Source organism: Anabaena sp. UHCC 0253 (assembly GCF_009712085.1).
Taxonomy (GTDB): Bacteria; Cyanobacteriota; Cyanobacteriia; order Cyanobacteriales; family Nostocaceae; genus Dolichospermum.
Genome location: NZ_VILD01000018.1, coordinates 1 through 12659 on the forward strand (window position 1 = coordinate 1; position 12659 = coordinate 12659).

11 protein-coding genes are annotated in these 12659 nt (G+C 36.6%); 2 read left to right on the forward strand and 9 right to left on the reverse strand.

Going from position 1 to position 12659, the window contains the following annotated elements; genetic code table 11:
* The 8 genes from FJR38_RS26770 to FJR38_RS26800 form a co-directional block, all read right to left on the reverse strand.
* On the reverse strand, positions 1-3605 hold a 3605-nt coding region (locus FJR38_RS26770), incomplete at its 3' end, for an S-layer family protein (protein ID WP_168540590.1).
* A gap of 91 nt (positions 3606-3696) precedes the next feature.
* Positions 3697-3855, reverse strand: coding sequence for a DUF6760 family protein (locus FJR38_RS29460; RefSeq protein WP_371418306.1), 159 nt, complete (start codon positions 3853-3855; stop codon positions 3697-3699).
* Positions 3831-4148: a phage tail assembly protein gene (locus tag FJR38_RS26775; protein ID WP_168540592.1), complete on the reverse strand. Its 318-nt coding sequence runs from the start codon at positions 4146-4148 to the stop codon at positions 3831-3833. The genes FJR38_RS29460 and FJR38_RS26775 overlap by 25 nt, the downstream gene beginning before the upstream one ends.
* A 60-nt stretch (positions 4149-4208) precedes the next feature.
* Positions 4209-4517 carry a hypothetical protein gene (locus tag FJR38_RS26780; RefSeq protein ID WP_174764141.1) on the reverse strand — a complete coding sequence of 103 codons (309 nt, stop codon included), beginning with the start codon at positions 4515-4517 and terminating at the stop codon, positions 4209-4211.
* Positions 4518-4523: 6 nt separating this feature from the next.
* Entirely contained in the window at positions 4524-5024 is a 501-nt protein-coding gene (locus FJR38_RS26785) for a phage tail protein (protein WP_168499209.1), read from the reverse strand.
* A 170-nt stretch (positions 5025-5194) separates the two neighbouring features.
* Entirely contained in the window at positions 5195-5668 is a 474-nt protein-coding gene (locus FJR38_RS26790) for a phage tail protein (RefSeq protein ID WP_168499211.1), read from the reverse strand.
* Positions 5669-5795: 127 nt separating this feature from the next.
* Complete coding sequence (locus FJR38_RS26795; RefSeq protein WP_168499213.1) at positions 5796-6269, reverse strand: phage tail protein; 474 nt, start codon at positions 6267-6269, stop codon at positions 5796-5798.
* Between the two features lie 138 nt (positions 6270-6407).
* Positions 6408-8129, reverse strand: a complete 1722-nt coding sequence (locus FJR38_RS26800) for a phage tail sheath C-terminal domain-containing protein (protein WP_168499215.1) — start codon at positions 8127-8129, stop codon at positions 6408-6410.
* A 657-nt stretch (positions 8130-8786) separates the two neighbouring features.
* Between FJR38_RS26800 and FJR38_RS26805 the strand changes: the two genes are divergently transcribed.
* Both FJR38_RS26805 and FJR38_RS26810 read left to right on the forward strand, forming a co-directional pair.
* A complete protein-coding gene (locus FJR38_RS26805) occupies positions 8787-11099 on the forward strand; it encodes a substrate-binding domain-containing protein (RefSeq protein WP_168540594.1) in 2313 nt (770 codons plus the stop codon).
* Positions 11100-11230: 131 nt separating this feature from the next.
* On the forward strand, positions 11231-11650 hold the full coding sequence (locus FJR38_RS26810; RefSeq protein ID WP_168540596.1) for a KTSC domain-containing protein: 420 nt from the start codon (positions 11231-11233) through the stop codon (positions 11648-11650).
* A 72-nt stretch (positions 11651-11722) separates the two neighbouring features.
* On the opposite strand, the gene FJR38_RS26815 is transcribed toward FJR38_RS26810, so the two are convergent.
* The coding region (locus FJR38_RS26815) for a tetratricopeptide repeat protein (RefSeq protein WP_168540598.1) at positions 11723-12659 on the reverse strand (937 nt) is incomplete at its 5' end.

A 12659-nucleotide genomic window follows, 5' to 3' on the forward strand; every position in this document is an offset into this window, starting at 1 on the left:
AAGTTAACGGGATTGATATTAGCAACTGTATTGTTATTACCAATTTTTAATGTGTTAAAACCAATTTGAAAAGCACTCAAATCACTATCAGTTAAATCTAAATTTGTTGTATTATTAGTCCCTCCAATATTTATTGCTTGACTATTTGTTGCTGATTCTAAGGTTAAAGTTGCACCAGAATTTGCAACAATGGTAGTAGCATCAATCTCTCCTGCTTTTAAGGTTAGTGATTGACCACCTGCGTCTAAGGTGGAAAATGATAGAGTTCCTGTTCCCGGATTTAATAGTACAGTTCCTGTCAATGTTAATGGACTACTAAAGGCAATATTATCATCGGTGGTTTTGATATCTCCTGCTAAGGATACTGCACCTGCTCCTATTTGTAAAAATGCACCATCTAGGGTGAAATCTGATGCACTATTTATAGTTAAATTGCCACTATTATTAATAGTAACCTCACCATTATTTGTAGTCTCTACTGCTTGATTAAAGGTGAAGTTATTCCCAGTTAGATTAATGCCTGTACTGTTAATTGTACCGTCAAATATAGTAGCCCCACTACTATTAATACTAACTCCACCATTATTCGTAGTTGTTACTGCTTGATTAAAGGTGAAGTTATTCCCAGTTAAATTAATGCCATTAATATTATTGGTGTTAATTGCACCGTCAAATGTAGTAGTTCCAGTTCCATTTGTTTGTGTAATACTGCCAGCAGTAATCGCTTTTGTATTCACATTTGTTGCACTACTAACTGTTAGATTGCCTATATTACTAGCATTATTAGTAATGTTTATATTACCTGTCCCTGCTGCTAAAGTTAAGTTATTATTCCCAGTAACTATTCCGTTGAGGTTAATATTTCCTGCACCTGTATTCGTATTTATGCTCGCATTACTGCCCAGAGTTGTATTACCATTAATTGTAATATTTTGGTTAGTTGTTGAAATATTGCTATTGTTATTGAGGGTAGTATTACCTATGAGGGTAACGGAAGCATTATCTGTACCTGTGATATTTCCGTTAACTGCTATTGAACCACTACCAGATGTAATTGTGACTGGATCTTGAAAACTGATTGGATTAATTGTAATGTTGCCACTAGTAGCATTACCAATATTGATGATGGGAAAACCATCTTGTAATCTATTTAGTTCTGCTTGAGTAAGATCCAATGCAGTTGTGTTGTTAGCATTACCAATAGCGATCGCTTGATTAGCTGTGAATGGTTTAAGAGTAATACTTCCCACTCCAAAAACACTGTCATTTACATCAATTTCATCACCAGTTAGACTAATATTTCCTAGTGCTTGGGTATTACCAACTAATTGACTAAAATTAATAGTTCCTGTTCCACTATTAACTATTAATTCGCGGTTTTGTCCAACCTCACTATTAACATTTTCTGTAAAGTTAATATTAGCATTACCACTATTTATTGTGCTATTAGCTGCAAGGGTAACATTTCCTAAATCTATTTGATTATTTGTTGTACTAACTGTACCCGCAATATTTGTTGCAGATGCCGCAGTTGTATTAACTCCTCCGGTAAATGTAGTATTATTTAATGTAATAGTTCCAGTATTGGAAAAAATTGTATTACCAGCAATAGTGTTATTTGTACCTGTAAAAGAAATATTATATGGTTGAGTTGCAGTTGTTAATGCAGTGGTGACAGTAGTATTATCTTGAAAGTCAACTGTGCCAGTTGTATTTTGAATATCCAAAGTACCAACATTGACAAGATTAGCGAAAGCCGTCCCACTACTATTAGTAATTTCTAATGTACCAGCATTCACTTGCCCACTAACATTAATTGCTTGTGAGTTAGTAGTATCTAAGGTGATTTTACCAGTAGTACCAGCATTAAGATCACCCGATAAATTCATAGCAGCAGCATTTGTGCCACTACCATATTTCAGGGTGATATTATCATTCGCCGTAGCAGTGTCAATAGTTTTATCACTTGCTAAAGTAATAGTTGCATCACCAGGATCACGGTTAGCAGAAGTAGCACCAGAATCATTAGCTGTTGCAGAGAAACTGCCTTTGAGTTTAATATCATCATTAATAGCAATTGATCTTCCTGCTTGTAGAGTTAAATCACCCGCATTAGCATTACCAGAGGAATCAATTGGTTTTTCAACTGTTATATCATTATTTGCTTGTAAAACTACATTCGCTCCATTTAAAGCGTCCCTAATACTATTAGGAGTAAAGTTAGCATCAGCAGTTGGGTTTTCTGCAAATTGATCATTAGCAGAAATTGTATCAGGTTGTCCTGTATTAATTGTTATATTTTTAGGATCTAAAAGTAACGTTCCCTTTTCACCTTGGGAAGCTTGTAAATTAGTATTTCCTTGATAAATTAAATTCTCTTTTCCCGAAACTTCGGCAAAACCACCATTACCACCAGTAGCACCACCTTGAGCCGAAATTTTACCATCAAAACGAGTCGTTTTATCTGCCCAAACTATGACTTTCCCACCATCTCCATTATTTAAACTATCAGCTTTAATAGTCGCATCTTCACCAACAAAGGTAACATCAGCATTAGGAACTGTACCTTTACCTTGAAAGTCTCCACCAATTAATACTGTTCCACCACCATTATTCCCAGAAGCGTTGATTTCTGCTCCAGTTATGCCTACTTTTTGACCGAGAACTTGAACTTTTCCTCCCTGTTCTCCCGAAACATCTAACTTCCCAGAAACAATAGTTGTTCCTGTTTCTTTGGGGATATTAATATTATTAACAGTAAGTTTAACAGTACCATCATTATTAACAACTACTCCCACATCATAGCCTGCACTACCAGTAGTTAATAAATCGGGTAATGACTTAATAGGTACTGTCCAATCATTAGGTAAATTACCATTAGCTGTAATGGGAATATCAAGACTTAATAAATGTCCAGGACTAGTTAGACGAACCACATTTTTGCCGGGAACAGCGGCCAGAGTTATCTGTCCTTGGGGTGTGGAAATAGTGCCTGTATTAATTACATTACCGCCTAATAAGGTAATATTTTTACCGGAAAAGGTTTCAAGATTACCAGCGTTGATAATCGCTCCTGGTTTTTCCATTGTGAAGGCAAAAGCACTAGGATCGCCCATTAAATTGCTATAATTATTAACACCAGAGGCATTAAACCATTTATCTCCAAATCCTATTCCATTCGCTGTTGTGGCGGTAAAATTAGCCGGAACATTCAATCTAGCATTTGCACCGAAAATGAATCCAGCGGGATTCATTAAAAATAGATTGCTATTACCTCCAGTAACCTGAATTAATCCATTAATTAAGGAAGCATCTCCACCAACTATTCTTCCTAAAATGTTACGAATTTGTGGGTTAGAAAGAAAGTTAGCGATTTGATCAGGATGCAGATTAAATTTATCAAAACTGTGAAATAAATTTGTAGCATCACCTGAAGTTTTACCACCATTAATATCTAACCGATTACCATTAGGAGTAACTACTGTTCCTGTGCCATCATTAGCAGGATTGATTTGAGCTAATGCTGGTGAAGATAAAGCTGGAACTATGCCACAAAAACAAGTAACTAAAGACAAATACCAAGATGGAAAATGGGAGGATTTCATAATATTTTGGATCTATTAATTCAGGTGATTTTTTGATTTCAGTGATAAACTTTATTTTTGGTAGTTGATTTTTTTTAAAAGCCAATACTAATTAAATCAATTTTTTTATTTCTTCTACCCACCTCAATCTTTCTCTATGTTCTAGGTTCAAAATTTCTTCTCTAGTCCAGTGAAAGTAAAGGGCAATAAAGGCTACCTCTTGATATAGTTTATCTAAGGGGTAGCCTAAAGCTCCCCCTCTGTTAACCAATCTCCTCCCAGTTGATTGATTTGATAGTAAATATCTTGTAAATACATGAAATCAACTAAAAGTAGTTGTTCTAATAATGTGGGTGTTACTTGAGAAATATTACCTAAATTGGTAATTACTCTAGATAACATTACTAACATACCGTATTCCGAAAACTCTTGGACTTGAGAACTTTGTTGAACTATAATTTCATCTTTGGCTGTGGTAGCACGCATTTTTCCCAGACGATGAATCTGATGATTAGAGTCAATAAATCCTTTAGGGAGATTAAAGGAAAATTCTGGATAAAACATTTTTCTATGTTTAATTTTTAATTGTGTTAATTCTTAATTCTGTCCTGTGGTATTAGATGACTATAGAGGTTCATTATTTTCATCTAATCCATTGATTTGACGATAAAATTTCTGGAGATAACTAAGGTCAACAGCAAAAAGATTTTCAATAACGGTGGGGTTAATATCGTCTAATGCTCCTAATCGGGTAATTACGCGGGAGAGGATAATTACTGTTGCATAAGCTGGATTAGATTTAACTCTAGGGTCTCGCATGGGAACAATTTCATCTATTGCTCTTGACAACCGCATTACCCCTGTCCGGTGTACGTTTCCGTCGTTATCTATGTATCCTTTAATTAAGTTAAATTCAAACTCCGTTTCTATCATCTGATTTTATTTAACCCTGATAAATTCATCAATAGCTAATTCTACTTCTTCAATTTCAAATTCGTTACCACCGGCTTTGAAGCCAGCAATTTTATATTTTGTAGGCCATGCTCCTGTAAATCTAAATCTAGCTTGTTCTTCTGCTCCTTGATCGTAAACTATCAATTCACCATCTCGTTTTTGCTTGGCCCATTCTCCCTGTTCGACTGCTTTTAACCAGTTCCACATGGTGAGAGATATAGTTAAACCGCGTTTGAGAATGATGTTGTCATGTTTGGAGTTACCAGGAATTTTTGTGCGGACTGGCCGCCCAAATTTAGCATCTTCATTTTTACCCCATTTTTGAGGAGTGACTTCAACGATTTCAATTACTTCTTGAGTGCGTTGAAAACCCTGACATTCCATGAAGTAACCATCTATTTCGTCTTTAGAACCAGGGATATCACTGAGCTTAATTTCTAAATAAAAACGAGAATTGGTGAGAACTTCAAATTTTGGTGCTGCCATAATTTTACTTCCTCCAAAATTTAGCTATGTTGAAAATAAGAATACAGGAGTACAGAAAATTTTATCAGAAGTACAGAGGCTTAATTCACAGGTATTAAAAACTCTATGACTCCTGACTGGGCGCAGTCTTTGCGCCCCTACTTCCTGACTCCTGAATGATAGTTGTTTACTTATTTAACGCGGTGCATATTTTCGTAAACAAAGTCTAGGGTTTCTGTAGCTAAATTAGTGCTACCTGCTTCTAGTTTGGAGGATTTATAAGTCTGTGGCATTACCCCTTTCAAGTTCCAACGGGCTGATTCATCACCCCCTTGATTGTAGAGAGTAATCGAGCCAGTTTTGCGCGCTCCTTTACTTTTTGTCCCACCACCTTTAATGGGTTCAGAGTGTGATTCTTCGTACCATGTCATGAGGCGGTTATCCTCAACAGTGCTGACAAACTCTACAGTAATTTTGCCATTAGTAACACCAGTAACGGTAGCTTGCATTTGGCTTTTGCCACCTTTGCCGACACCAATAGGTTTTTTATCACCAGCGGTTTCTAGTGTAATTGCAATACCGCTAATTTTCTTAACAATTAAATCATCTAAGCCATCAAGTTCAAAGTAGAATTTGGAGCAAGAAAGAATTTCACCAGATGCCATATTTAACTCCTAAACTTAATTAAATCGTTGAGTAATTGAAGTTGTTAGTTATCTAAAGTTGAAAGGATAATTGGTAATTACTTACTTTTGCCTCTCTTAACTAACTAGTAACTTACATTAGCAATCATTACTTAACACGGTTAATTTGTTCGCAAACCATTTCAAAAGTTTCAAAGGCTAGGTCTTTGCTTTCAGCGGATAATTCTCCCATTTTATAGGATTTAATCCAGGCGTTAGTAATGTTCCACCGTAAAACTTCTTTATCCTCGGAATCATAACCAACGATAGAACCATTTCGGCGATTTGCTGACCATTTACCATCTCCTCCTTCACTGGCTGGCATAGTAGCTTTCATCCAGTTATAAAATTCCATGTCTCCTTCGACTAAAAAAACTTCAATGGTAAAGTTGGGGTTTTCTTCATAGCCGCCAGATGTGGTTTGCCATAGGCTTTTACCGTCTTTAGTTGAGGCTAGGGGTTTTTCGTGTCCAGATGTTTGTCCTGTAAAGCTGACTTCTGTGACACTTTTAACTAGTTTTTCTGTGTATCCGTCAAATTCAACGTAGAATCTACTGGTTGGAATTGGTTTTAATTCAGTCATTTTTCACATCCTTTATGAATGAGAATTTTTATTTATGGGTGTAGTATTGTGACGTTAAAGCAAAAACTAATTGGGGTAACAACAGGTTAGAAATCTGTTGTCAGAGTCCCCAGTTAAAATGCTTAAAAACTAATGAAATTACTCATTAGGAGACCATTGACTGACACGGAAAATTACAAATTCCGCAGGACGGACTGGTGAAACTCCAACTTCAACATAAAGACGACCTAGCATCATAGTGTCATGGGTGTTGATGTCGCCATCGCACTTGACATAAAATGCTTCGGCTGGGCTAGAACCGAATAAAGCTCCGTCTCTCCAGAGCCTTTCTAAGAAGGTGCTAACTGTACGTTTGACTCGTTCCCAAAGATCCATATCGTTTGGCTCGAATACTACCCATTGAGTGCCTATTTCAATAGATTTTTCGATGTAGCTAACTAAGCGACGAACGCTAATATAACGCCATTGAATATTGTCTGGTTCAACTAAGGTGCGAGCGCCCCAAACTTTCAAGCCACGGCTGTAGCTACTAAAGTTACGGATACAGTTGATACCTTGGGGGTTGAGGAGTTGTTGTTCTCTCATGTTGGTATCGTAGGCAATACCAGTAACACCACGGGGGGTTTCGTTTGCTGGGGCTTTGAAGATACCGCGATCTTCGTCTGTCCGACACCAAATACCCATCATGTGTCCGCATGGGGGGACAAATATGGGTTTGCCCTTATCTCTGGGGTTAGCCACTTGAATCCAAGGATAGTAAAGAGCGCCAAACATGGAACGGCGATTAAATTGCTTTAACCACTCGGCTACATCTTGAGGCGTTTGTTTTTCTGGGGGAACGGCTAGATTGTTATTTTTACCAGGTTTGACGGGTGGTGCATCTAGGACTACCATGCGGAAGGCTGGTCCTGGGAAGGAATTTTCGCAGTTGCTAATCATGGCTTCCATGACACCATGAACTTGATCTAAGTTGATCAGGTTCTTTTGGTAAAGTAGCATCAGGTCTGGACAGGCAATGATGGCGATGTCGTCTACTTCAAAGTTGCCTTGCATCCCTTGGCGATCGCCTTTTTGCCCTTGCAATTCCCGAATTTCATCGCCTCTTTCTGTGATGTGAGGGGCGCTGGTAACTTCATATTGACCATTGCGAGGACGACGGCTCAATGGTCCACCAGCAGTAGCTAAGTTCTCAATGGTGACATATTGAGATTCCTGAACAGCCGTGATCACATAGTCCCCATATTGGGATTCTGTCTGGTTGATCAGATGTTCATATTTTTCTAGCTCGTCGGGGCCATCTTTGATAGTGACTGTGAAGTATTCACCGCTATCTACTGGAGGTTTGCCACCATTCTCTAGTTCTTTGGGTTTACTATCGGTGATTATCACCTGAATCCGACTGGTAATAGCTAAGGCGCTACTATCATCTGATTCTGTATCGCTTTCTCCTGGGGGGAGTGCGAGTGTCTGAGACTTAATATTAAAAGCTAAAGACGGCTTACCTGATGAGGTAAACACTTTGGTAGCAATATCTTTGGGTTCTGGAGTTTCTGAACCAGGGAGTTTTGTCCCAATACTGGTAATCCAACAACGTCCTCCTCCGTTCAAAAACCAGCCTTGTACAGCGAAGGGGAGATAAGCACCAAAGTCTGTAAATCCATCAGAGTCAGGCTTTGCAAAATATTGTCTGTATTGCTCCCAATTGGTGATCATGATGGGTTTGAAAAGTTCGGCATCACCACGGACATCTTCGGTGAAACCAATAAACCCAGCGACACTCAGACTAATGCCCTCAATGGGGCGACTGCCGCGATCTACTTCTTCAACGTATACTCCAGGGGCAAAATAATCTAATGCCATCAGTAGCTATCCTCTATTAAGTGTCTGGTCGCTAACAAGTAGCTAAACTTACATCTTATTTCCTGTTCAATTAGTCTTTTCGGACTAATAGCTAAAGTTAGCTTTAGCTAACTCTGATCAGGATGCTTACCAGTCTATACTGGTTTGTGCTTCTAGTCGAAACTTTAGTTCACGACTGGAGGCTATTAGTGCAAGATGTCAGTAAGAAGTATTGGTGCAAAAATTACACAATACAGTGTACTCTAATAACTAATCTCTTTGGAGCAAGTGTAAAAATTTCTTTGCATATGTACTTATTTAGTACGACTATTTACTGACTACAACCGCTTTCTGTACTTTGTCAAGAGGGTATTTTCAAAGCATTAAGTAAATATCAGTTCTTAATACATATATTAAGCTGATAAATTTACGTAATTTTGTAATCACAGGTATAACTTAATACTTTTCAATCATTCTTTAAGAATAATTATAATTACAGCAGATTTGCAGATCAATGATGTACAGAATCTAAATTGAAACTTATACACAAAGCCTGTACGGGCGAAGCATTCGGGCAATAAATTATCGGTTTTTTCCCAAGTTTATTTTCCGAATGCTTCGCCCCTACGACTCCTGACTCCTGCTGTATATATATATTTTGTAGATAAAGGAACTATCGTGGCTAAAAAAAATCCCCAGGAAATAGCAAAAAACATTGGGAAAGAACTGAAGCTTAGAGGTACTAGTAATTTGGCTGGTAGGCTCAGTAATCTTATTACTAATAGTACCAGTAGTGCATTAAGGTTTATCCCAGCACCGATTAGATCGTTTTTTCCTTTCTTAGCAAAGGAATTAGATATTCAAGCTCCCACCTTTGATGATGCTTATGATAAATTAACTGGGAAGAAAAAAGCACAAGAGTCAGAAAGTCTGAGCGCAGGCCAAGAAGTTGCTTTAATTCCCTCTTCTTCACCTCTTCCCGATCAAATACTCTATCCACCCCTACAACCAAAAACAGAAATTTTAGGTAATCGTGGTAAATATCAAATAGAGAATGTTTTAGAATACCGGGGACAAGGGTATTTCTACCAAGCAATTCAGTTACCTGATAGTCAGCCCATCATTATTAAAGAATATTTATTTCTAGATAAAAATCTGAATAAAAATATTGCAGATATCCAATACAATTTTGAGCGGATTTCTGGAATAGAATTAGCAGATGGTAGAATTCAAGATTTTCGCTTGATTACTCCTTGGGAAGCGATCGCTTACGAACAACGTTGTTACCTAATTTTTAAAGGTAATTTTTACAGTTTTCCTACCCTTCGCAGCTATCTAAACCAGACGGGAGCAATGAGCAGTATAGAAGTTTATAGGGTGCTTCATCAGGCTCTTCAAAGTCTGCAATTTCTACATACTCAAAAATTTCGTTTACCCTCTGGTGCGGTAAATTGGAAACCCTATCACGGAAATTTAAATCTGGATAGTTTACTCATATCTACCAGTTTCCAAGGATTTGTCATCTATCTTTGTGACTTGGCTTTATGGGAAGATCAATTTATTAGTTCTGATAGCAAATCTCCTCACTATTCTCCTCAACAGGATTTAAAAGACTTAGGCAAAACTTGCTTATACTTATTAGCAGGTAATGATCAAATTGCCAATCCTCAGAATTTACCTAATACTGTTGATCCCTTAATTAAAGATTTTATTACAAATTTAATTTATGGTAATTTTGATGATGCAGAAATAGCTCGCAACAATTTACCATATTTTCATACATTAATAGCCAATAACCGCCTATTGGAAGAGGAATCAATCCCAAAGCCAGAGCATAAGAAAAATTTCAAACATCTCAAATTTTGGATTTTTGGTGGACTGGGTATAATCTTATTAACAAGCATAATTTGGCTGATACTTAAAAACCAAAATAAACAAGTGATCACAAATCAATCTCCTAAAACTATTGAACAAGTATCAGGAATTCCTAACGGTCAATTTACATATACATCGTCAAAAAATGATATTTGGAGTTATATAATCACTACAAAAACTCTATTACCAGGAGGGATAAATTTAGAAGATAAACTTAAAACAATTGCCCCAAACTTAAATTTAAAATACGATCAAACATTATTTGAATCGGATTTAATAACTACTATTAAATCAGGGAAAGCCGACTTTGGAGTTACCAATTTAATTAACTTTCAGCGCCATCCTGAATTGGGATATCAAGAATTTGCTTATGATGGTTTAGTCATATTTGTAGCTTTTAGTAAAAAAGGCAGAGATCAGAGTTTACCAACAGCTTTAAATGGAAAAATCTCTTTAGAACAATTACGCCAAATTTATACAGGCAAAATTACGAATTGGCAAAAACTAGGAGGACCTAATTTACCAATTAAACTATATATTCCTGCTAATAATGACGCAGTAGAAAACTTTGAAAAGCAAGTTCTGAAAACACCAGAAGCTATCAATAATTTTAGACGATTAATTCCTGAAAAACCACAACCAGAAAACATAGTAACTAAGCAAGATCCCCAACAAATTACACAGTTACAATCTTTTGCAACATTCCGAGCCGTAATTCAAGATTTTGAAAATAATAATCCCAAAGTTGGTAGTATTAGCTTTGACTCTTTGAGTAAAGTTTTTGGACAATGTTCCGTTTATCCTCTAGCTATAGTTGATGATAATAATCGTTCAGTTTATCCTCTGATTCAAAAAGATGGAAAACCCGTAACTCCGCAACAAACAGACTTATGCAACGATAAGGGAAACTATGTTCCTAATATGACAGCATTTATCAGTCAAAGCTATCCTTTAGCTTATCCTTTGGCTGTAGTTTATCTCAGAGATAACCGTCGAGAACCTATTGGAGAAAAATTTGCAGAAGTTTTGAAAACCTCTGAGGTGCAGTGTTTATTAAGGGAAACTGGATTAGTCACTATACAACCTGTAGGGAAAATATGTGATACTTTTAATTAGAAGTCATATTCTCATACTTACATTTTAGCGAAAAGTACCTCCATCTATAGTTGACAGCCAAAAACTAATATAGTAATTTTGTACTATACAAATTTGGTTTTCAATTTCATCTACCTATAGGGAGGAAAGCAATGAAGCTATCTAAAATGGATTTAAGCAGTTTATTAGCGATCGCTCATACTGATGGATATTTGCAATTATTACTCGATAAAGGCAACGAATTTGAACTCAGACAAATTCCCGCACCACTAGAAGCTTACGAAGGCTTAAAACAACTCAATGAGGTAATTTCCGACACCATACCCTATGAAGAAGAAATTCCCATGCTACCGGTTAATTCATCCATAGCATATGCGATCGGTTATGATGCTGACTCACAAATTTTGCAAGTAGAATTTCAAAGTGGTGAAGTTTACCAATACTTTGATGTAGAAGCGGAAACTTGGGAAGATTTTCATTCAGCAGATTCCATTGGTGAATTTTTTAATCAGGAAATCAAAGGTAATTATGAGTGTGATTACATAGCAGACATATATGATGAAGATGATTAGACTCAGAAAATTGTAGATTGGGTTAACACGAGAAAACCCAATACAAGCCTTGAGAATTTGGGTTTCTTCACATCAACCCTGAATCAAAGTTTGGAAACCAGGCTCTTTTTTAATATCATCAAAATCAATATCTGTTGCAGCATCTTCTTGATAACTAGGATTGATTTCAATCGCTTTTTGCAGATTTTCTAAAGCTAATTCCACCTTTCTTTGTAGTGCATAACAAGCAGCTTTATGATAATAAGCACTAGAATAATCAGATTTAATTTCTAGTGCTTTGTCAAAATTGGTAATTGCTTCATCATCTTCTCCCAACATTACCAAAGTGTAACCTCGTTTATCCCAAACTTTAGGAGAATTGGGCTGAAATTCTAAAGCTTTATCAAAAGAAGCAACTGCATCTTCATAACGTTCTAATTCTACTAAAGATAAACCACGATTTACCCAAGCAACTCCATCATCAGGTTTAATTTTAGTAGCTTTATCAAAACAGTTAAAAGCCTCTTGATGTTTTTCTAAATTTCCACAAGCTACACCAATATCACACCAAGCTTGATGATATTCAGGATTAATTTTAATAGCTTGATTATAAGAGGCGATCGCATCTTTATAGCGTTTTAATCTGTTGAGGATTATTCCCCGTTTTAACCAATGTTCTGGATTTTCAGGTTCAATTTTAATGATTTGTTCATAAATAGCTAAAGCATCTTCATGACGTTTCTCTGAAAATAGCATTTCTGCTTCTTGTAGATAATCATTAACAGAAATTTGTGGTTGTAATACTTCTGGTGCTGGGGGGGGTGTAATTTCTGCTAATTCTTTGAGAATGATCTCTTTACGTTCTTGAGCATCAATTTCTAACTTTTGCAAATTCTCTAGAACAGTAATTTGCTGTTGCTGTACATCAGCTTGTAACCCGGAAAACTGTGATGTAAATTCTTCCCCAGACTCTTCTAAATTCTCAATAATTTGCTGTTGTCGCTGTTCTGCAACATTTTGTAATTTTTCT